This window comes from Sphaerisporangium sp. TRM90804 (genome assembly GCF_029846175.1).
GTDB lineage: Bacteria > Actinomycetota > Actinomycetes > Streptosporangiales > Streptosporangiaceae > Sphaerisporangium.
Genome location: NZ_JARWAC010000019.1, coordinates 154,848 through 175,780, shown reverse-complemented (window position 1 = coordinate 175,780; position 20,933 = coordinate 154,848). Strand labels below are relative to the sequence as shown.

Sequence of the window (20,933 nt, the reverse complement as noted above, 5' to 3'; positions counted from 1 at the left end):
CCCCCACGCAACAACGTCGCCCCCGCCGCCTTGGCCATCCGCGCCGCCGCCAGCGTCTGGTCATGCGTCTCCACCGCGCACGGCCCGGCCACCAGCGTCACCGTCTCCGGACCGATCGGCACCCCGCCCACCCGCACCGTCGAGCGTTCCGGATGGTTCTCCCGGCTCACCAGCTTGTACGGGGTGGAGACGCGCATGACATCGGCCACGCCCGGCAGGCTTCCCAGGTTGAGGGCGCCGAACTGCGCCACGTCCCCGACGAGGCCGATGATCGTGCGGCTGACGCCGCGGCTGACGAACGCCTCGCCGCCCGCCGCGACGACGAGCTCGACGATGGAGGCGACGTCCTGCTGCGTGGCCTCGGGAGCCATGACGATGACCATGGTGGTGCCCCTTCTGTGCGTGCGGTGCCATTGCGGCCCTGGTGTGCGGCGCGGACGTTCCGCGGCGCCGGCCGGCCGGGCGTTCGGACGCTGATGCGCTCGACCGCCCGTAACGACAAAGGCCCCGGGTCCTGTACGGACCCGGGGCCTTTGTGACGTTTGCCGGTCAGCGCAGCGTCTGACGGCGAGCGGTCCACTCCACGGGTCCGTCGCCATACCAAAATTCGAACGCGGTACGCATCGCCGTAATCTTAGCGCATCATTCCCGGCGTCTTCGGCCGGTGACGTGGCGGACGCGAAACGTCCGTTGCGCCGGGAACCGCCGCCGCTCCTAACGGGGTGCCAATGCCGTGCCGCCGCCGGCGCGGTGGCAGGATTGCTGCGTGCCGGATCCAACCGAGGAAACTCGACTGCCTCCCGGGCAGTACGTCCCCCGTGGCCGCCCGGTCATCCATTACGGCCGGGTCCCCCAGTTCCGGCCCGAGCGCTGGAGCCTCTCGGTATTCGGCGCCACCGCCTCGGGCGAGGAGACCCGTTTCAGCTGGCCCCAATTCTCCGCGCTGCCGCGGGTGAGCGTCATCGCCGACTTCCACTGCGTCACCAAGTTCTCGATCATGGGCAACGAGTGGGGCGGCGTCCCCGCCGCCGCGCTGCTGGCGGCCGTCCCGCCCGCGCCCGGCGTCGCCCACGTCATGATCTGGGGCGAGTACGGCTACAGCGCCAACGTCCGCCTGGACGACTTCGACCGCGGCACCACCCTGTTCGCCATGGAGCTCGACGACAAGCCGCTGTCGGCCGAGCGCGGCCACCCGGTGCGCGCCATCGTGCCCCACCTGTACGCGTGGAAGAGCGTCAAGTGGGTGCGGGCCGTGGAGTACCTGCTGGAGGACCGCCGGGGGTTCTGGGAGGAGCGCGGCTACCACAACGTGGGCGACCCCTGGGGCGAGCAGCGGTACGCCTACCAGGAGGAGCCGGGGGAGGGGCCCGCTTAGGGTTCACCCACGATCACAGCCGGTCACCTATTACGGTTGCCCGCATGCTCGCTACCGGATGGGCCGTGCTGTGCGTCGCGTGCGTGCTGGCCGGGTACGCCGCCGGGCGCCGCGGGGGCCGCCGTCCCGCGCAGCCCGCCCACGGCCCCGCGCCCGACACCCTGCACCTGACCGCGACGGCCGCCCCCTACCTCCGGGCCGGCCTCACCCGCGACTCCGCCCGAAGGGCCGTACGCCACCTGCGCTCCCTGGTGGGCGCGACCGCGCTGGCCGTGACCTCCATCGAGCAGGTGCTCGCCTGGGACGGCGCCTGGGAGGGCGTCGACGAGGCGCTCACCCGCGACCTCCTGGGCCACGTGCAGGGCGTGCTGGCCGGCGGGCGCCCCCACCTGGTCGCGGGCGACGAGCTGTTCTGCGAGGCCGAGGACTGCGCGGTCCGCAGCGCCGTCGTCGTGCCGCTCACCGTCGACGGGCGGGTCATCGGCGCGCTGGCCGCCTACGCCGCCGTCGTGGACGCCGAGCTGGTGCGCGCGGCCACCGAGGTGGGGCGCTGGGCCTCCGGGCAACTGGAGCTCGCCGAGCTGGACGCGACGCGCCGCAGGGCCCTCGCCGCCGAGACCCGGGCCCTGCGCGCGCAGATCTCCCCGCACTTCGTCTGCAACTCCCTGGCCACGATCGCGTCGTTCACCCGCACCGAGCCCGACCGGGCGCGCGAGCTGCTGCTGGACTTCGCCGACTTCGCCCGGCACGCCCTGCGGCGGGCGGGCGACTTCACGACGCTGTCGGACGAGCTGACCTGCGTCGACCGCTACCTGCTGCTGGAACGCGCCCGTTTCGGAGAGAAGCTGCGCTTCGTCGTCGACGTCGTGCGTGAGGCGCTGCCCGTCCCGGTGCCGTTCCTGTGCCTGCAGCCCATCGTGGAGAACGCCATCACCCACGGCATCCGCCGGGGCGGCGGCACGGGCGAGGTCAGCGTGGTGGTGCGCGACGCCGGCGACGAGGTGCACATCACCGTCGAGGACGACGGCGTCGGCATGGACCCCGACCGCGTGCGGCGCATGCTCGGCGGAGAGCCGCCGCCCGACGGCGCCGGGGGCATCGGCATGGCCAACGTCGACGTGCGGCTGCGGCAGATCTACGGCCAGGAGTACGGGCTGGTGGTCGACACCGCGCCCGGGGAGGGCACGACCGTCCGCATGCGTGTGCCGAAATGCCACCGCTCGATATGACTCATGGAAGTCGTCCGGTTACCCAATGTGGCGGCAGGGGTTGCCGGTAGGGCCGTCCGGGCGGCAGCGTGGACCCATGTTGCGTGTCTTGGCTGTTGACGACGAGGTGCACGCCCTGGCGGAGCTGACCTATCTCCTGCGCGAGGACAGCCGTGTCGAGCAGGTGCTGACCGCCTGCGACGGGGTCGCCGCGCTGCAGGACATGGTGGCCATGATCGGCGCGGGCGAGCGGCTCGACTGCGTGTTCCTCGACATCCGCATGCCGGGCCTGGACGGCCTCGACCTGGCCCGGCTGATCGGCGCCTTCCCCGCGCCGCCCAAGCTGGTGTTCGTCACCGCGCACGACGACCGCGCCGTGCAGGCGTTCGAGCTGGAGGCCGTCGACTACCTGCTCAAGCCGCTGCGGCCCGACCGGGTGGCCGAGGCCGTGCGGCGGCTGGAGTCGGCCGCGTACGGCCCCCAGGCGGCCGAGGCGGCGATGGACGACGTCATCCCGGTGGAGCTCAGCGGGCGCACCAGCTTCGTGCCGCAGCACGCCGTCTCCTACGCCGAGGCCAGCGGCGACTACGTGCGCCTGCACACCGCCGAGGGCACCCACCTGGTGCGCATGTCGCTGGCCGCGCTGGAGCGCCGCTGGGCCGCCTCCGGCTTCATCCGGGTGCACCGCAGCACCCTGGTGTCGGCCCGCCACGTCACCGAGATGCGGTTCGAGGCGGGCCGCATCCTGCTCCGGGTGGGGGACACCACCCTGCCGGTCAGCCGCAGGCACACCCGCCACGTCCGCGAGCAGCTCGTCCGCCAGTTCCGGACGGCCGCCCCGCCGGCGCCCCCGGTGCCGCCCCTGCCGGGGCCGGGCGGGCCGCGGAGCGTGTCCCCCCCGCCGACGTTCGGCACGCTGGGGGCTCCCGGCGCGCCGTCCGGAAGGGCCGGTCACGCGCATGTTTCGGGCTCGCCCTTCCCGCCGGTTCCGGGTGACCCGTCCGCCGATCCGTGAGTGCGCGGGCCCCCGTCCGGCCGCTCGACGGCCCGCGCCTACCGCTCGTCCCCCCGGCACGCTCCGTATGTCGCTGGCTACAGACCGCTCGGCGAGCGGACGGCCAACCGGCCCGCGCGCCTCAGATGACCCACCGTAATGTCTGTCGCGTCGAAGAGCCACACTGCGTAGTCGGACGGGCGCTGTACGTAGGCGCACCCATGCCGGCCGCGCGGACCGATGGTGGGTTCCGGTGCCGCGATTCAGCGAGCCGCGGACCCACCAGAGGGCGCCGGGCCCTTGCCGGGGGGTAGGGCCGGGCGGCCTCGGCGGGGCGGGGTGTTCGCCGGCAGGCCGCAAGGCTTCGATCGCTATCCGGCCTCAGGGGGGCGGCCGGATCGCGTGAGCGAACACCCCGCCACACCCCGCCCCGTCTACCCGGGGCAGCCGTCGCGGAGCTTCTTCAGCAGCAGGATGTCGGCGCGGTGGCGTTCGGCCTCGCCGGGGGTCTCGATGCACAGCGGGACGCCGGCGGCGGCCGGGTGGCGCAGCAGGTCGCCGAAGGCGGCGGCGCCGATGTTGCCGGCGCCGATGTTCTCGTGGCGGTCGCGCTTGGAGCCGCACGCGTCCTTGGAGTCGTTGGCGTGCACGAGCTTCAGCCTGCCGGGGGCGACGGCGTGCAGGGCGTCGAGCATGCGGGCCATCCCGCCCGGCGCCGTCAGGTCGTGCCCGGCGGCGAACGCGTGGCAGGTGTCCAGGCACACGCCGGCGCGGGGGTGGAAGTCCAGCGCCGAGAGGTAGGGGCCGAGGTCCTCGACGGTGGCGCACAGCATGCGCCCCTGGCCGGCCATCGGCTCCAGCAGCAGGTCGGGGCCGTCCTCGGGGATCTCGTCGAGCAGCGGGAGCAGGTGCTCGCGGACCTGGCGCATCGCGGCCTCCGGCGACTGCGTGACCGCCGACCCGGTGTGCACGACGACCCCCCGGGCGCCCAGCTCCGCGCCGCGAAGCAGCGCGTGCCGGATGCTGGTCACCGACCGTTCCACCGTCTCGGCGCTGGGCGAGCCCAGGTTGACCAGGTAGGGCGTGTGGATGAACACCGGCAGGCCCGAGTCGCGCAACGCGGCGTCCTCGGCGGGCCGACCGGCCGCCAGGGCCCAGCCTCGCGGGTTGGTCACGAAGACCTGGACGAACTCGGCTTCGATCTCGGCGGCGTTGCGCAGGCCGCCGGTGGCGAGGCCGCCCGCGACGAACACGTGGGCGCCGATGAGAGAGGTGACGGTCATCGGATGTGCGGAGCCCAGGCCCGGGCCGGCGGCCGCGGGAGGGCGGGCCTTCTCCTTCGTGAGGGTCGGTGATCACCGGCGGCGGCTCCGCGGGTGACGTCCGGGGGTGACGACCTCCCAGCTTAGGCCAGCGGGCACGCCGCCCAGCTCACACGGGGTGCCCGAGCCCCGGCCCGTCCCCGTGCCGCAGTTCGGGGGGTGCCGCCGCTGGACCTGGCCCGCTGGTGACGGTCTACTTACTCCCATGTCGAACGTGACACCCGCTCACCAAGCTCTGGCGGCGTTCAACGCGCTCAGCCCGGCCGAGGCCGAACGGGAGCTGCTGACCTGCTGCGCCTCGCGCGAGTTCGCCCGGCGCGTGGCCGGCTCCCGGCCGTACGGCGCGCCCGGCGATCTCGTGGCGGCGGCCGCCGCGGCCGTCGCGGGCCTGGAGTGGCCGGACGTCCTGGAGGCCCTGGACGCCCACCCGCGCATCGGGGAGCGGGCGGCCGGGGCGAGCCGGGAGTCGTCCTGGTCGCGCGACGAGCAGTCCGGCACGGCGGGGGCGGACCGGCGCGTGCTGGCGGAGCTGGCGGCGGGCAACGCGGAGTACGAGCGGCGCTTCGGGCATGTCTACCTGGTGTGCGCCACGGGCCTGTCCGCGCCGGAGATGCTGGAGCGGCTGAGGAGCCGCCTGGACGGCGACCCCGAAGCCGAGCCCGCCGTGGTGCGCGAGGAACTGGGGAAGATCACCCGTTTGCGTGTCGCCAAGCTCCTCGCCGGGAACGAGCCCGGATGACCCGGCCGGATAGTTCGGAAATCACCGAAATGGGAATGGGCATCCGTCCGAGCGGGAGGCCGATCCCGTCCGGGCGTCGGCCGCCCCGGTCCGGCGCGCCCCCCTCCGGGTCGCACCGGGCCGGGCGGGAGCGCCCCGGACGGTGGCGTCCGGCGGCGAACCTGGAAGGCGAGGAGGACCGATGAGCCTGTCCACACACGTGCTGGACTCCGTCCAGGGCCGTCCGGCGGAGGGCGTGCCCGTGCGCCTGGACAAGGGCGACCGGCTCGTCGGCACCGGCGCGACCGACCAGGACGGCCGGCTGCGCGACTGGCTCCCCGACGGGGAGCCCGGCCGGGGCGTCTACCGATTGACCTTCGACACCGCCGCCTACTTCTCCGACCTCGGGGTCAAGGCCTTCTACCCCGAGGTCGTCATCACGTTCGTCGTCGACGAGCCGGACGCGCACTACCACGTGCCGTTGCTGCTCAGCCCGTTCGCCTACTCGACGTACCGAGGGAGCTAGCGTTGACCGTCGTGCTCGGCCCGAACCGCTACGGCAAGGCGGAGACCCGCGTCGTCCGCGTCACCCGCGACGGCGAGGTCCACCACCTGAAGGACTGCACCGTCGGCGTCTCGCTCTCGGGTGACATGCGCGAGGCGCACACGGTGGGCGACAACGCCGCCGTGCTGCCCACCGACACGCAGAAGAACACCGTCTACGCCTTCGCCGGCGAGCACGGCATCGGCCAGATCGAGGACTTCGCCCTCCTGCTGGCCCGGCACTTCACCGAGTCGCAGCCCACGATCCACCACGCCCGCGTGCAGATCGAGGAGCACTCCTGGGAGCGGCAGGGCCCGCACTCGTTCGTGCGCTCGGGCACCGAGACCCGCACGTGCGTCGTCCACCACGACCGGGACGGCACCTCCACCGTGGTGTCCGGCCTGCGCGACCTGGTGCTGCTGAACACCACCGGCTCGGAGTTCCACGGTTTCGTCCGCGACGAGTACACCACGCTCGCGCCCGCCACCGACCGCGTGCTCGCCACCGCCGTGACGGCCCGCTGGCGGCACGCCCCCCGGGGCGCCGCGCCGCCCGACTACGGCAAGTCGTACGAGGAGGCGCGGCGGTCGCTGCTGGAGGCGTTCGCCGGCACCCACAGCCTGTCGCTGCAGCAGACCCTGTACGCCATGGGCTCGCGCGTGCTGGCCGCGCGCGAGGAGATCTGCGAGGTGCGCCTCGTCCTGCCCAACAAGCACCACTTCCTCGTCGACCTGACCCCGTTCGGGCAGGCCAACGACGACGAGGTGTACCACGCCGCCGACCGGCCCTACGGGCTGATCGAGGGCACCGTGCTCCACGACGACGCCCCGCCCGCCGGCTTCGCCTGGGAGTAGTGAGGAGGACCATGGATTTCCTGCGCCCCACGACCTGGGAGGAGGCGCTGGCCGCCAAGGCCGCGCTTCCTGAGGCGGTGCCCATCCAGGGCGGCACCGACGTCATGGTGGAGATCAACTTCGACGTGCGCCGGCCGGTGGCGCTCCTGGACCTCAGCGCGGTCGCCGGCCTGTCCGGCTGGGAGGTCGCGGCCGACGGGCGGCTGCGCGTCGGCGCCGCCGTCCCGTACGCGCGGATCATCACCGAGCTGGGGGACCGGCTCCCCGGGCTGGCGCAGGCGTCCCGCACGGTGGGCTCGCCGCAGATCCGCAACCGGGCGTCGGTGGGCGGGAACCTCGGGGCCGCCTCCCCGGCCGGCGACAGCCACCCGCCGCTGCTCGCGAGCGAGGCCGTCATCGAGGTGGAGTCGGCCGCCCGGGGCGTTCGGATGATCCCCGCGGCCGAGTTCTACCTTGGAGTGAAGCGCAGTGCCCTGGAGCCGGACGAGCTGATCCGCGCCTTCTGGGCGAGCCCGGCGTCCGGGCCGCAGTACTTCTCCAAGGTCGGCACCCGCAACGCCATGGTGATCGCGGTGTGCTCCTTCGCCATCGCGCTGCACCCCGAGCGGCGGACGGCCGGCACCGGCGTCGGCTCGGCGGCGCCCACGCCCAGGAGGGCCACGGAGGCGGAGGAATTCCTCGCCGCCGAGCTCGACTGGAGCGGGGCCTCCGCCCTGGACCCGGCGCTGGCCCGCCGGTTCGGCGAGCTGGCGGCGGGCGCCGCCTCCCCGATCGACGACGTCCGGGGCACCGCCGAGTACCGCCGCCACGCCGTGGCGGTGATGGCCCGCCGCACGCTGGGGTGGGCCTGGGACGACTACCGCGAGAGGGCGGCGGCGTGATGCGCGTGAGGATGACCGTCAACGGGCGGCCCGAGACCGTCGACGGGGCCTGGGAGGGCGAGAGCCTGCTGTACGTGCTGCGGGAGCGGGTGGGGCTGCCGGGCTCCAAGAACGCCTGCGAGCAGGGCGAGTGCGGCTCCTGCACCGTGTACCTGGACGGCGTGCCGGTCTGCGCGTGCCTGGTCGCCGCCGGGCAGGCCGAGGGCCGCGACGTGCGCACGGTGGAGGGCCTGGCCGGCGATGAGGGGCTGCACCCGCTGCAGGAGGCGTTCGTGGAGGCCGGCGCCGTCCAGTGCGGCTTCTGCACGCCCGGCCTGCTGGTGCAGGCGCACGACCTGATCGAGCGGGTCGGGGAGCCGTCGGACGCCGAGATCCGCGAGGCGCTGGCCGGCAACCTGTGCCGGTGCACCGGATACGAGAAGATCCTCGACGCGGTCCGCCTGGCCGCCGCCCGGCGGAAGGACGAGGCGCGATGACCGCCGTCACCCTGATCGAGAACGTCGCGGTCGCCCCCGTCACCGGGCCGGAGATCGCGCGCGGCCACATCCGCGTCGACGACGGCCTCATCACGGCGCTGGGCGAGGGCCCGGCCCCCGCCGTGCCCGGCGCCGAGCGGGTGGACGGCACCGGCTGCCTGGCCACCCCCGGCCTGGTCAACACCCACCACCACCTGTACCAGTGGGCCTCCCAGGGCGTCGCGCAGGACGCCACCCTGTTCGAGTGGCTGACCGCCCTCTACCGCATCTGGGCCGCCATGGACGCCGACGTCGTCAAGGGCGCGGCCACCGCGGGCCTCGGCTGGCTGGCCCTGTCGGGATGCACCACCACGACCGACCACCACTACATCTTCCCCAAGGGCCGCGGCGACCTGTTCGCCGCCGAGATCGAGGCGGCCCGCGACCTCGGCCTGCGCTTCCACCCGTGCCGCGGCTCGATGGACCGGGGCGCGTCCCAGGGCGGGCTGCCGCCGGACGAGGTCGTCGAGGGGCTGGACGACATCCTCGCCGCCACGGCCGACGCCGTGGACGCCTACCACGACCCCTCGCCCGGCTCGATGCTGCGCGTCGCCGTCGCGCCCTGCTCGCCGTTCTCGGTCAGCGGCGAGCTGATGACCGAGGCCGCCAAGCTCGCCCGCGACAAGGGCGTGCGCCTGCACACCCACCTGTGCGAGACCGTCGACGAGGAGGAGCACTGCCTGGAGCAGATGGGCTGCGCCCCCGTCGACTACATGGACGAGCTCGGCTGGCTCGGCCCGGACGTCTGGGTGGCGCACGCCGTGCACCTGCGCGACCGCGACATCACCCGCTTCGCCGAGACCGGGACCGGCACCGCGCACTGCCCCAGCTCCAACGGCCGCCTCGGCGCGGGCATCGCCCGGGTGTCGGAGATGCTGCGGGCCGGGGCCGCGGTGGGCCTGGGCGTGGACGGCAGCGCATCCAGCGAGCTGACGACCCTGTCGGGGGAGATGCGGCAGGCGCTGCTGTTCCAGCGCGCCCGGTACGGCCCGGCGGCGCTCACCGCCCGGCAGGCCCTGGAGATGGGCACCCTGGGCGGCGCCCGGTGCCTGGGCCGGCAGGACGAGCTGGGCACGCTGGAGCCGGGCAAGCTCGCCGACATCGTCCTGTGGCGAATCGACGGCTTCGCCGCGGCGGTAGACGACCCGGTGTGCGCGCTGGTCTTCGGCCCCGCGCCGCCCGTCGCCCGGGTGCTGGTGGGCGGCCGCACGGTCGTCCAGGACGGCGAGCTGCGCACGGTGCCCCAGGACGCCGCGGCCACGGCCGGCGCCGAGGCGCACCGCCGTCTCATCCGCCTGGCCGCCGACCGCGGCTACACCGTCAGCCGCGAGGTCCGCTGATGCGCCCCGGACGGCAGGCGGCCGCCCGGACTCGGGTCGCTTGGACCCGGGCCGCCGGGATGCGGGCCGCCGGGATGCGGGCCGTGGGGACTCGGGCCATCGGGAAGGGGCGCGGGTGATGTCGGGACATGTGCTGATCGCGCCGGACAAGTTCAAGGGATCGCTGACCGCCGTGGAGGTGGCCGAGCGGGTGGCGCGCGGGCTCGGCAGGGAACACCCCGGCCTGCCGGTGGAGACCCTGCCCGTCGCCGACGGCGGGGACGGCACCGTCGCGGCGGCCGTGGCCTGCGGGTTCGAGCGGGTCGAGACGGTCGCGGCCGGGCCGACCGGCGAGCCGGTCACCGCCGCGTACGGGCTCAGGGACGGTCTGGCCGTCGTCGAGCTGGCCGAGGCGTCGGGCCTGCACCGGCTTCCCGGCGGGCGGCTCGCCCCGCTCCGCGCCACGAGCGAGGGCACCGGCGACCTGATCGCGGCGGCGCTCGCCAAGGGAGCGCGCCGGGTGGTGCTCGGCCTCGGCGGCAGCGCCTGCACCGACGGCGGCTCGGGCATGGTGCGCGCCCTGGGCGCGCGCCTTCTGGACGCGCACGGCCGCGACCTGCCGCCGGGCGGCGGGGCCCTGGCCGGCCTGCGGGCCCTGGACCTGTCGGGCTTCACCCGGCCCGGCGCCGGGTTCGTCGTCGCCAGCGACGTGGACAACCCGCTGCTCGGCCCCGAGGGCGCGGCGGCGGTGTACGGGCCGCAGAAGGGCGTGGGCCCGGACGATCTGCCGCTCGTGGAGGAGGGCCTGGCCCGCTGGGCCGACCTGGTCGAGCGCGAGATGGGCGTGCGGGTGCGCGACCGCCCCGGCGCGGGGGCCGCGGGCGGCGTCGGCTTCGCGGCCATGGCGTTCCTGGGCGCCGGCCTCCAGCCCGGCATCACGCTCCTGCTCGACCTGCTCGGCTTCTCCGCCCGGCTGCCCGGCGCCCGCCTGGTGATCACCGGCGAGGGGTCCCTGGACGAGCAGACCCTGCGCGGCAAGGCGCCCGCCGGGGTCGCGGCGGCCGCCGCCGCGGCCGGCGTGCCCGTGGTCGCCGTCTGCGGGCGCCGCACCCTGACCGACGCGCAGCTGCGCGCGGCCGGCATCCGGCAGGCGTTCGCCCTCACCGACATCGAGAGCGACCTCACCCGCTGCATGACCGACGCGGGCCCGCTCCTGGAACGCCTCGCCACCGCCGTCGCCGCCCAGTGGCTTCCCCAGACCCCGGCCCCCGCCCATGAGTAACCCCGCGTCGCCGCCCCCGGTCCCCGCCCCGGCCTCCATGGAAGGCTGGACAGGAGGCCGCGCCCCGAGCGACCCCGTGCCTGCGCCTGAACCCGTGGCGGTCATGGGCCGGGAAGGCGGCGCGGTGCCGTTCGACCTGGTGGTGCGCTCGCGACGGGTGTTCGCGGAGGGCGGGGAGCGGGCGCTGGCGGTCGGTGTGCGGGACGGCGCGATCGCCGCGCTGCTGCCGTACGACGACCCCGTCCCGGCGCGCGAGCGGGTGGACCTGGGGGAGGTGTGCCTGCTTCCCGGCCTGGTCGACACGCACGTGCACGTCAACGAGCCCGGCCGCACCGAGTGGGAGGGCTTCGCCACCGCCACCAGGGCGGCGGCGGCCGGCGGGGTGACCACGATCGTCGACATGCCGCTCAACTCGCTCCCGCCGACGGTCGGCGTGGACGCGCTCGCGGTCAAGCGGGCCGCCGCCGCCGGGAAGTGCGCCGTGGACGTCGGCTTCTGGGGCGGCGCCGTCCCGGGCAACGTCCCCGCCCTGCGACCCCTGCACGAGGCGGGCGTCTTCGGCTTCAAGTGCTTCCTGTCACCGTCGGGAGTGGAGGAGTTCCCGCTGCTGGAGGAGGACGGCTTCCGCGCCGCGATGCGGGAGATCGCGTCGTTCGACGGGCTCATGGTGGTGCACGCCGAGGACCCGGAGCTGCTCACCGAGCCCACCGGCCCGACCTACCGGCAGTTCCTCGACTCGCGCCCCGGCGAGTCCGAGCGCCGCGCCGTCGAACGGGTCATCGCCGTCGCGCGTGAGTTCGGGACGCGCGCGCACGTGCTGCACGTGTCGTCGGCCTCGTGCCTGGAGCCGCTGGAGGCGGCCCGCCGCGACGGGGTGCGGATCACCGCCGAGACCTGCCCGCACTACCTGACCATCACCGCCGCCCAGGTGTCCGGCCCGGAGTTCAAGTGCTGCCCGCCAATCCGCGACCCGGGCAACCGCGACGAGCTGTGGCAGGGCCTGGCGGCCGGCGTGCTGAGCTGCGTGGTCTCCGACCACTCGCCGTCCACGCCCGACCTGAAGGTGCCCGACTTCGCCGCCGCGTGGGGCGGGGTGTCCTCCCTCCAGCTCGGCCTGCCCGCCGTGTGGACCGAGGCCCGCTCACGCGGCCACGGGCTCGCCCGCGTGACCGAGTGGATGGCCGCCCGCCCGGCGGCGCTCGCCGGCCTGCCCGCCAAGGGGCGCATCGCCGTGGGCGCCGACGCCGACCTGGTCGCGTTCGACGACACGGCCCCGTTCACGGTCGACGCGGGCAGCCTGCGCCACCGCAACCCGATCACCCCCTACCACGGCCGCACGCTCACCGGCGTCGTCCGCGCCACCTGGCTGCGCGGCCGCCCCGTCACCGACCCCGCCCCGCCGTTCGGCGAACTCCTGGCCCGCCCGGTGAACCCATGAACCGGCCCTCCCCGGACGGCGAGCCGACCGTCGTGCGTGGAGCCGGGGGAGCTCGCCGCGACATCCCCGGGCCTTCCGGACGGCGAGCCGGTCGTCGTCCAGCGGAGCCGGGAAGCGTGCCGCGGCATACCCCCCGGCCTTTCCGGGCGGCGAGCCCGTCGTCGCCACGGGCCGGGCGAGCACGTTGTCAGTCCATGGCACGGCCGGCCGCCGTGCCGAGAACGATGATCGGAGGGCCGATGAACCACGTCCCCGGCACCGGGGCGCGCGCCGGTGAGTGACCTCACCCGGCTGCCCGACCTCGCCCTGCGCTCGCACGGCGGGTCGGTGGTGGCCGCCAGCGACGAGTCCTTCGCCGAGCGGCAGGCGCTGATCCTGCCCGGCGCGCCCGCGTTCCATCCCCACACCTTCGGCGCGCGGGGGCAGCTCTACGACGGCTGGGAGACGCGCCGGCGCCGCGAGCCGGGCCACGACTGGGCGATCGTCCGGCTCGGCATGCCGGGTGTCGTCCGGGGCGTGATCGTCGACACCGCGTGGTTCACCGGCAACTTCCCGCCGTACGCCTCGGTGGAGGCGTGCGCCGCCGACGGTTACCCCTCGCCTGACGAGCTGCGGGAGGCGGCCTGGGTGGAGATCGTGCCGCGCGCCCCGTTGTCGGGCGACAGCGCGCACGAGTTCGCGGTCGGCGACGGCCGCCGGTTCACCCACGTGCGGCTGAACATCTTCCCCGACGGCGGCGTGGCCCGGCTCCGCGTCCACGGCGAGGTGGCGCCCGACCTGTCACTCCAGGAGGGCATGCCCCTTGACCTGGCGGCTCTGGAGAACGGCGCGCTGGTCACCGGCTGCTCCGACGACTTCTACTCCTCGCCGGGCAACGTCATCGCCCCCGGCCTGCCCCGCCACCAGGCCGAGGGCTGGGAGACCTCCCGCCGCCGCGACGGCGGCAACGACTGGCTCACCGTGCGCCTGGCCGTCCCCGGCGTGATCCACGTCGCCGAGCTGGACACCACCAACCTGGTCTACAACGCCCCCGGCTCGGCCTCGCTCACCGGCGCCGACGCCCGGGGGACGGGAGCCGCCCCCGACCCGCACGCGGGCCCCGCGGTCTGGTCCGAACTCCTCCCGCGCACCCGCCTGCAACCCGACACCCGCCACCGCTTCCGCCTGAGGACGTCCCAGGTGGTCACCCACGTGCGCCTGGACATCCACCCCGACGGCGGCCTGGGCCGCCTCCGCCTCTACGGCACCCCCCACGGGTGACATCCCCGCCCGGCCCGATGGCCGGGCCCTCACGCGCGTTGAGCCGGTGGACCGGCGAACGCCGGGGCGACTCTCGTCGAGCGGCTGAGGGCGCTCGCCTTCGCAACCGCCGTGGCGGGCTCGGTGAGGGTCGCCCTTGAAAGCCGCGCCGAAGGCACCGTTCGGGGACGGCTACCGGTTCGTGGCAGGCGGTGGTGCGAGGGTCAGTGCCAGATGGTTATGCGGGTGCCCGCGGGTGCCTGGCCGAGGGGGTTCTCGGCCACCACGGCGCCGGAGCCGGCGATCCTGCGGACCCTCACCTGGAAGCCGGCGGCCTTCAGCTCGCGGGCGGCGTCCTGGACCCGCTTGAAGCGGACGTCGGGGATGGGGACCAGGGTCTGGCCGGGCTGGACGTTGCCGTCGCCGTCGTCGTCGCGCTCCCAGGGCCACTTGAAACCGGTGTCGGGGCCCTTGGAGCAGGTCAGCTGCACCGCCTGGCCGGCGGTCACCTCGGCACGGGCGGCGGGGTTCTGCGCGATGACCGTGCCGGGCTGGGCGTTGTCGACCTGCTGCACGACCGTGGGGGCGTAGCCCTTCTGCTTGAGGAAGGCGTCCGCCTGGTCGCACATCATCTCGCCCACGTCGGGCATGAGCTGCCCGGCGCTGAGCACCAGCCGCACCTTGCTGCTCTCGCGGACCTTGGTGCCGACCTGCGGGTCGGTGCGCAGCACGAGACCGCGCTGCACGGTGTCGCTGGGCACCCGGCTCACCGCGCCCGCCGAGAGCCCGGCCTCCGACAGCTTGGCGCGCGCCTCGGCCTCGGCCAGGTTGACGACGTTGGGCACCGCGATCTTGACCGGGCCCGAGGACGGGATCAGCGTGATCACCGCCCCGCTGACGACGTCCCTGCCGGACTCGGGGTCGGTGCGCAGCACGCGGTCTTCGGCGACCTTGTCGTCGTGCTCGGCGTTGCCCACCTTGACGGTGAAGCCCTGCTTCTCGGCCGTCGACTTCGCGAGCTCGACGTTCATGCCGAGCAGGTCGGGAACCTGGGAGTACCGGCCTTCGGAGAACCACCAGCCGCTGGCGACCATGCCCGCGACCATGACCAGCGAGAGGGCGACGATGAACCAGTTGACCCGGAACCCGCGCCGCGCCGCGGGCGCCACGGTGCCGGCGGCCGGGGAGGTCAGCATCTCGGTGCGCGACTGCACCAGGGTGTGGTCGGCGGCCGGCATGCGCAGAGGGCGGGCCGGGGCGGGCGCCATCGCGCCGGGCGGCGGCTCGGGCCCCATGTCGCGCGGGAGCGTCCGGTGGGCGTCCACCGCGGCCACGAGCAGCGCCGTGGCGTCGGCCGGGCGGCCGGCGGGGTCGCGGTCGGTGGCGCACAGCACCAGGGTGTCGAGCTGCGGCGGCGTGCTCGGAACGAGCGTGGACGGCGCCGGCACCCGGTCGTGCACGTGCCGGTAGGCCACCGACATCGGGGTCTCGGCCTGGTAGGGCTGCTGGCCGGTGAGCAGCTCGAACAGCATCACCCCGGCCGCGTAGACGTCGCTGCGCGCGTCGGCGAGCCCGGCGGTGACCTGCTCGGGCGACATGTAGGCGATCGTGCCGATCATGACGCCGGTGCGGGTGTGGTGGTTGCCGCCCTCGATCGCCCGGGCGAGCCCGAAGTCGACCACCTTGACCCGGCCGTCGTCGGTCAGCAGGACGTTCTCGGGCTTGACGTCGCGGTGCACCATGCCCGCCTGGTGGGCCGCGCCGAGCGCCGCCAGCACCGGGATCACGATCTCCAGAGCCTCGCGGGCGGGCAGCCGCCCGCGCTCGCGCAGGACGTCGCGCAGGGTGCGCCCGGGGACGTACTCCATCGACAGGTAGACGTGCTCGCCGTCGGTGCCCTGGTCGAACACGTGCACCACGTTGGGGTGCGACAGGCTCGCCACGGACTTGGCCTCGCCGATGAACCGCCGGACGAAGTCGGGGTCCTCCGCCAGGTTGCGGTGCATGACCTTCAGGGCCACCGTGCGATCGAGGCGGATGTCCAGGGCCAGGTAGACCGCCGCCATGCCGCCGCGGGCGACCCTGGATTCGACGCGATAGCGCCCGTCCAGCAGCCGCCCTACGAGGGGATCCGCAACCGTCGTGTCCACGGGAGTGAGTTTACGGGCGGTTTGCCAGGCCGAGGGCAAGCACATCCCAAACCGATGCCGACATGTTTTCCCGTCCCCAGGCCCTTCACGGTCACGCGTGGTCCGGCGTGATCGCCGGAGAAGAGGCCTCAGCGTACCGCCGGCGGGGGATCCGCCCAGCGAGGCGCGCCATGCGGCCGGCCACGACCGCCCGCCTCATCGCCGCCGCCATCAGGCCCGGCCTGTGGGCCCGGGTGACCGCGCTGGCCAGCAGGACGGCGTCGCAGCCGAGCTCCATCGCCAGCGCGGCGTCGCTGGCCGTGCCGATGCCGGCGTCCAGGATCACCGGCACGCCGGCCGCCTCGACGATCAGCTCGATGCTGTGCGGGTTGCGGATGCCCAGCCCCGACCCGATGGGCGAGCCCAGCGGCATGACGGCGGCGCACCCGGCCTGCTCCAGCCGGCGGGCGAGCGCGGGGTCGTCGCCGATGTAGGGCAGCACGACGAACCCGTCGGCCACCAGGCGCTCGGCGGCGTCGAAGGTCTCGATCGGGTCGGGCAGCAGGGTGCGCTCGTCGCTGATGACCTCCAGCTTCACCCACGGGGTGCCCAGCGCCTCGCGGGCCAGGCGGGCGGTCAGCACGGCCTCGCCGGCGGTGAAGCAGCCCGCGGTGTTGGGCAGCACCCTGACGCCGCGCTCGCGCAGGACGTCCAGCACCGATCCCCGGGACGCCGGGTCCAGGCGGCGCATGGCCACGGTGGTCAGCTCCGTGCCGGACGCGGCCAGCGCCTCGTCCAGCACGTCCAGCGACGGCGCCCCGCCGGTGCCCATGATCAGCCGCGAGCCGAACGTCTCCCCGCCGATGACCAGCGGGTCGCCGTCATCGAGGACCACGGTGCCGTCGGCGTGCGTGTCGCGCTCTCCGGTCAAACTCATCGCCTGCTCCTCGGCCTGTTCGACGGCGCGCCCCGGGAGAGGGCGCCGTTCCGGTTGTCAGCCACCCTGCACCGCCGTCAGCACCTCGACCCGGTCGTCCTCGCCGAGCGTGGTGGAGTCCCACGCGCTCCGCCGCACGACCTCGTCGTTCAGCGCGACGGCCACGCCGGTGGCGGCGGGGGTCAGGGCGCGCACCGCCTGCGCCACCGTGGTGCCCGCCGGCAGTTCGCGGGCGGTGCCGTTGATCGTCACTCTCATCGCCGTCTCGGGGCGCGAGTGCCCCTTCCTCCTCGTCTGTGGCTGGGGGCCGGACCGGACCGTCCCGGTCCGGGTGCGTGGCCGGCCGGCCACGCCGCGGCGATCCGCTCTCGCGACATCACGGGCGCTCCCCGGCGCGCGTTCCGTCGCCCGGGTGGCGCGGACGTCCGGCGAAGCGCAGCGGGGAGCAGATCGCCTCCACGGGCGGGTCGCCGTCGCGGACGTCCGGCGCGCCGGTGAGCTCGCCCGCGACGAAGTCGGCGGTCAGCGGCGTGAGCAGCACGCCGCCCCGGTGGTGCCCCGTGGCCAGCAGCAACCCCTCCAGGGCCGTGCGCCCGACGACCGGCAGGTTGTCGGGGGTGCCCGGCCGCAACCCGGCCGACACGTCGGCGACCTCCAGCTCGGTGATGCCCGGGACCAGCTCGCGGGCGTCGCGCAGCAGCTCCCACAGGGCCCCGGCGGTGACGCGGGTGTCGAAGCCCATCTCCTCCTGCGTGGCGCCGAGCACGATCTCCCCGTCGCCGCGCGGCACCATGTAGGCCGACGACCCGTGCACCACGCCGCGCACGCAGCGCCCGAGGAACCCGGGCACGCCCCGCAGCCGCATGATCTGGCCCTTGACCGGCCGCACCGGCGGCAGAACCTCCGGCGGAAGCCCGTCCAGGGAGCCCGACCAGGCGCCGGCGGCCAGCACCACCCGATCGGCGGCGACCGCCCCGCCGTCCGCCAGGCGCACCCCCCGCACGGCGTCGCCCCGGACGTCCAGGCCGCGCACGCGGCCCTCGACCAGCGTCGCGCCCCGCCGGGTCAGGGCGGCGAGCAGCGCGGCGGTCACCCGGCGCGGGTCCACCCAGGCGTCGCCCGAGGCCAGCAGGCCGCCGCGCACCGAGGGCGCCAGCATGGGCTCGGCGCGGCGGCACTCGCGGCCGGTCAGCCGCTCCACGGGCAGCGCGAGCTTCTCCATGAAGCCGGCCAGCTCGCCGAGCGCCTCCAGGTCGTCGGCGCCGAAGGCCACGTCGAGCGTGCCCTCGGTGCGGTAGTCGACGTCCGTCCCCGCGTCCTGCGACAGCTCGGCGGCGAACGCGGGCCACCGGGACAGCGACGCCATGCCGAGCCGCAGCAGGGGCTCCTCGGTGTAGGTCACCTCGCTCACCGGGGCGAGCATCCCCGCCGCCGCGCGGGAGGCCCCGGTGCCGGGGGCGGGGTCCACCACCGTGACGGCGAGCCCGGCCCGCGCGGCGCGCCACGCCACCGCGAGCCCCACGATGCCGCCGCCCACGACGACGACGTCCGCCGGGGCCTCCGAGGCCCGCGGGGCGGCCTCCGAGGCCCCCGCGCGGGGCTCCGCAGGGGTGTGCGGCGCAAGGGTGGGGTGGGTGCGGGGGCGGGGCGAGCCGGGGCCGGGCACGGTCGCCGCGGACGGGTTCGCGTGAGGCGCGTTCACGTGAGGTCGCTCCCTTCGCCGGCATGACCCGGATCAGGTTTCTGGCGGTCGAGGGCCCGTAGCCCTCCTCTCAGCCCGGTGTCGCCGGACTCCCGCGCGTGCTAACGGCACAAGCCTATTCCTGCCTCCGTACGGCTTGCGCACCCCCATGGGGGTTCTCATCACTCCACGTAAGACTTGGTGAGCCAATTCGTTACCAAATCGACGTTGGCAAGTTACCGGGGAAGCCGCTTAGGGTCAGGATGTGAATCATGTCGCAGTGGTAGGTGCCGGACTGGCCGGTGTGCGAAGTGCCGAGGCGCTGCGGGCCCGGGGATACCGGGGGCGCATCACCCTGGTGGGCGACGAGAGCCATCGCCCCTACGACCGCCCGCCGCTGTCGAAGGCGGTGCTGCTCGGCGACCTCGACTCGACCGTCGTCGACTCCGACTTCGCGGCGCTCGACGTCGACCTGCGCATGGAGGTCGCGGCGAAGGGCCTCCACGAGGGAACCCTGGAGACCACCGAGGGGGAGCTGGAGTTCGACGGCCTGGTCATCGCGACCGGCGCGGTCCCGATCCGGCTGCGCGGCGAGGGCCCGCAGCGCGTGCTGCGCACCATCGACGACGCGCTCGCCCTGCGCGCCGCGCTCGTGCCCGGGGCGCGCGTGGCCGTCGTCGGCGCCGGGTGGATCGGCGCGGAGGTCGCGACGGCGGCGCGCCGGGCCGGGTGCGAGGTGGTCGTGGTCGAGGCCGCGTCCGCGCCGCTCTCGGTCGCCCTGAGCCCCGAGGTGGGCGCCTACACCGTGCCCTGGTACGCCGCGGCGGGCATCGACCTGCGGCTCGGCACGATGGTCGGCTCCGTCGACCCCGGCGGCCTGGCCATGATGGACGGCTCGTGGATCCCGGCCGACGTCGTGGTCACCGGCATCGGCGTCCGCCCCGCCGTGTCCTGGCTCGCCGGCTCGGGCGTCGAGCTCGACAACGGCGTCGTCGTCGACGAGCACCTGCGCACCTCCATGGAGGGCGTGGTCGCGGTCGGCGACTGCGCCAACTGGTGGTCGCGCCGCTTCGGCCGCCGCCTGCGCGTGGAGCACTGGGACACCGCGCTGCACGCCCCCGAGACCGCGATCGCCACGCTGCTGGGGGAGACCGCCGTCTACGACCCCATCCCGTACTTCTGGTCCGAGCAGTTCGGCCACATGCTGCAGTACGCCGGCCACCACGACGGCGCGCGCCTCGTCCTGCGCGGCGACCCGCAGGCGGGCGTCAAGTGGGCGGTGTGCTGGCTGTCCGACGACGACCGGCTGGCCGCCATCCTGACGGTGAACCGGCCGCGCGACCTGGTGCAGGGCCGCCGCATCATCGAGGGCGGGCAAAGTCTCGATGTGGATCGGCTGATGGACCCCGCAGTGCCCTTGCGCGACTGCACCTGAGCGGTCCGGAGTGTTTGGGGGCAGGCCACACGTGGTAATTGTGGTCTCGTGACGCTTTCTGTTGCGCAGATCGACCGGGAAACCGACGAGCTCGTCGGCGAATGGCTGCCACTCTCCGAAGTGGGCAGGCGGCTGGGGCTCAGTACCGGGCGCGCCAAGCAACTACTCAAGGAAAAGAAGCTGCTCGGCGTGCGCCGGGGCGGCTCCGAGCCGGAGGTCCCCGCGATCTTCATCGACGGTGACGACGTCGTGAAGGGCCTTCCGGGCACGCTGACCGTGCTGTCTGACTCCGGGTACGACGTCGTGGCGTCGTTGCGGTGGCTGTTCACGGCCGACGACTCCCTTCCGGGGTCGCCCATCGCCGCGATCGCCGCCGGCCGGCACACCGAGGTGAAGAGGCGTGCCCAGGCGCTCGCTTTCTGACGCCAGGCTCTACCTCTGCACCGACGGCCGCCGCGCCCAGGGCGATCTCGAACAGTTCCTCGACGCCGTCCTGGCCAACGGCGTGGACATCGTCCAGCTCCGCGAGAAGGGCCTGGAGGCGCGCGAGGAGATCGCGCTGCTAGAGGTGTTCCGCGCGGCCTGCGACCGCCACGGGGCGCTGCTGTCGGTCAACGACCGGGCCGACATCGCCCACGCGGTGCGGCCCGACGTGCTGCACCTGGGCCAGGACGACCTCCCGGTGGCCGTCGCGCGCGAGATCCTCGGGCCCGGCATCCTGATGGGGCGGTCGACGCACAGTGACGCCGAGGCCTCGGCGGCGGCGGTCGAGCCGGGCGTCGACTACTTCTGCTGCGGCCCGGTGTGGCCGACGCCGACCAAGCCAGGGCGCCCCGCGCCCGGGCCGGGCCTGCTGAAGCACGCGGCGGCACTGGACACCGACCGGCCGTGGTTCGCCATCGGCGGCATCGACCTGTCCACCCTCGACGACGTCGTGTCGTGGGGGGCGCGGCGGGTGGTCGTGGTCCGCGCCGTCACCGAGGCCGACGACCCCGGCGCGGCGGCGGCCGAGTTCGCCCGCCGCCTGCGAGCCGGTGCCCTGAACGCCTGAGGCGTGCCCTG

The 20,933-nt window shown here is 74.8% G+C and carries 20 protein-coding genes, 1 pseudogene and 1 riboswitch; of the genes and pseudogenes, 15 read left to right on the top strand and 6 right to left on the bottom strand.

What is annotated here, in order from left to right:
* Positions 1-383 (bottom strand): annotated as a pseudogene (locus tag PYR91_RS25065) (3-deoxy-7-phosphoheptulonate synthase); the annotation flags it as partial.
* Between the two features lie 383 nt (positions 384-766).
* Between PYR91_RS25065 and PYR91_RS25060 the strand changes: the two are divergent.
* From PYR91_RS25060 to PYR91_RS25050, 3 genes are all read left to right on the top strand, one after another.
* Entirely contained in the window at positions 767-1,375 is a 609-nt protein-coding gene (locus PYR91_RS25060) for a molybdopterin-dependent oxidoreductase (protein WP_279783411.1), read from the top strand.
* 44 nt (positions 1,376-1,419) lie between these two features.
* Positions 1,420-2,604 (top strand): histidine kinase, encoded by a 1,185-nt coding sequence (locus PYR91_RS25055; protein WP_279783410.1) that lies wholly within the window; start codon positions 1,420-1,422, stop codon positions 2,602-2,604.
* 88 nt (positions 2,605-2,692) lie between these two features.
* Entirely contained in the window at positions 2,693-3,598 is a 906-nt protein-coding gene (locus PYR91_RS25050; protein WP_347943399.1) for a LytTR family DNA-binding domain-containing protein, read from the top strand.
* A 413-nt stretch (positions 3,599-4,011) separates the two neighbouring features.
* On the opposite strand, the gene PYR91_RS25045 is transcribed toward PYR91_RS25050, so the two are convergent.
* Entirely contained in the window at positions 4,012-4,860 is an 849-nt protein-coding gene (locus PYR91_RS25045; RefSeq protein ID WP_279783409.1) for a deoxyribonuclease IV, read from the bottom strand.
* A gap of 244 nt (positions 4,861-5,104) precedes the next feature.
* Between PYR91_RS25045 and uraD the strand changes: the two genes are divergently transcribed.
* From uraD to alc, 9 genes are all read left to right on the top strand, one after another.
* Positions 5,105-5,638: a 2-oxo-4-hydroxy-4-carboxy-5-ureidoimidazoline decarboxylase gene (gene uraD, locus PYR91_RS25040; protein WP_279783407.1), complete on the top strand. Its 534-nt coding sequence runs from the start codon at positions 5,105-5,107 to the stop codon at positions 5,636-5,638.
* Between the two features lie 181 nt (positions 5,639-5,819).
* A complete protein-coding gene (gene uraH, locus PYR91_RS25035; RefSeq protein ID WP_279783405.1) occupies positions 5,820-6,143 on the top strand; it encodes a hydroxyisourate hydrolase in 324 nt (107 codons plus the stop codon).
* A gap of 2 nt (positions 6,144-6,145) precedes the next feature.
* Positions 6,146-7,015, top strand: a complete 870-nt coding sequence (gene pucL / locus PYR91_RS25030; protein ID WP_279783403.1) for a factor-independent urate hydroxylase — start codon at positions 6,146-6,148, stop codon at positions 7,013-7,015.
* Between the two features lie 11 nt (positions 7,016-7,026).
* The gene (locus PYR91_RS25025; RefSeq protein WP_279783401.1) at positions 7,027-7,896 is read left to right on the top strand and encodes an FAD binding domain-containing protein; all 870 of its coding nucleotides are present in this window, start codon (positions 7,027-7,029) and stop codon (positions 7,894-7,896) included.
* A complete protein-coding gene (locus tag PYR91_RS25020; protein ID WP_279783399.1) occupies positions 7,896-8,372 on the top strand; it encodes a 2Fe-2S iron-sulfur cluster-binding protein in 477 nt (158 codons plus the stop codon). The genes PYR91_RS25025 and PYR91_RS25020 overlap by 1 nt, the downstream gene beginning before the upstream one ends.
* On the top strand, positions 8,369-9,751 hold the full coding sequence (locus PYR91_RS25015) for an 8-oxoguanine deaminase (RefSeq protein ID WP_279783398.1): 1,383 nt from the start codon (positions 8,369-8,371) through the stop codon (positions 9,749-9,751). Before PYR91_RS25020 ends, PYR91_RS25015 begins: the two co-directional genes overlap by 4 nt.
* A 118-nt stretch (positions 9,752-9,869) precedes the next feature.
* Positions 9,870-11,012, top strand: coding sequence for a glycerate kinase (locus PYR91_RS25010; RefSeq protein WP_279783396.1), 1,143 nt, complete (start codon positions 9,870-9,872; stop codon positions 11,010-11,012).
* A 103-nt stretch (positions 11,013-11,115) separates the two neighbouring features.
* The gene (allB, locus tag PYR91_RS25005; protein ID WP_279783393.1) at positions 11,116-12,450 is read left to right on the top strand and encodes an allantoinase AllB; all 1,335 of its coding nucleotides are present in this window, start codon (positions 11,116-11,118) and stop codon (positions 12,448-12,450) included.
* 273 nt (positions 12,451-12,723) lie between these two features.
* A complete protein-coding gene (gene alc, locus PYR91_RS25000) occupies positions 12,724-13,710 on the top strand; it encodes an allantoicase (RefSeq protein ID WP_279783391.1) in 987 nt (328 codons plus the stop codon).
* Positions 13,711-13,913: 203 nt separating this feature from the next.
* On the opposite strand, the gene pknB is transcribed toward alc, so the two are convergent.
* The 4 genes from pknB to thiO all read right to left on the bottom strand — a co-directional run bounded on the left by pknB (position 13,914) and on the right by thiO (position 18,292).
* On the bottom strand, positions 13,914-15,839 hold the full coding sequence (pknB, locus tag PYR91_RS24995) for a Stk1 family PASTA domain-containing Ser/Thr kinase (RefSeq protein WP_279783389.1): 1,926 nt from the start codon (positions 15,837-15,839) through the stop codon (positions 13,914-13,916).
* Between the two features lie 91 nt (positions 15,840-15,930).
* Positions 15,931-16,755, bottom strand: coding sequence for a thiazole synthase (locus PYR91_RS24990; protein WP_279783387.1), 825 nt, complete (start codon positions 16,753-16,755; stop codon positions 15,931-15,933).
* A gap of 57 nt (positions 16,756-16,812) precedes the next feature.
* Positions 16,813-17,013: a sulfur carrier protein ThiS gene (thiS, locus tag PYR91_RS24985; RefSeq protein WP_279783385.1), complete on the bottom strand. Its 201-nt coding sequence runs from the start codon at positions 17,011-17,013 to the stop codon at positions 16,813-16,815.
* A 118-nt stretch (positions 17,014-17,131) separates the two neighbouring features.
* A complete protein-coding gene (gene thiO, locus PYR91_RS24980; RefSeq protein WP_279783422.1) occupies positions 17,132-18,292 on the bottom strand; it encodes a glycine oxidase ThiO in 1,161 nt (386 codons plus the stop codon).
* A 158-nt stretch (positions 18,293-18,450) separates the two neighbouring features.
* A riboswitch (TPP riboswitch) is annotated at positions 18,451-18,563 on the bottom strand.
* Positions 18,564-18,701: 138 nt separating this feature from the next.
* Between thiO and PYR91_RS24975 the strand changes: the two genes are divergently transcribed.
* From PYR91_RS24975 to thiE, 3 genes are read left to right on the top strand one after another with little or no spacing between them, the layout of a single operon-like run.
* Complete coding sequence (locus PYR91_RS24975; protein WP_279783384.1) at positions 18,702-19,871, top strand: FAD-dependent oxidoreductase; 1,170 nt, start codon at positions 18,702-18,704, stop codon at positions 19,869-19,871.
* Positions 19,872-19,919: 48 nt separating this feature from the next.
* A complete protein-coding gene (locus PYR91_RS24970) occupies positions 19,920-20,294 on the top strand; it encodes an Rv2175c family DNA-binding protein (protein WP_279783383.1) in 375 nt (124 codons plus the stop codon).
* Complete coding sequence (thiE, locus tag PYR91_RS24965) at positions 20,272-20,922, top strand: thiamine phosphate synthase (protein ID WP_279783381.1); 651 nt, start codon at positions 20,272-20,274, stop codon at positions 20,920-20,922. Before PYR91_RS24970 ends, thiE begins: the two co-directional genes overlap by 23 nt.
* Positions 20,923-20,933 lie beyond the last annotated feature (11 nt).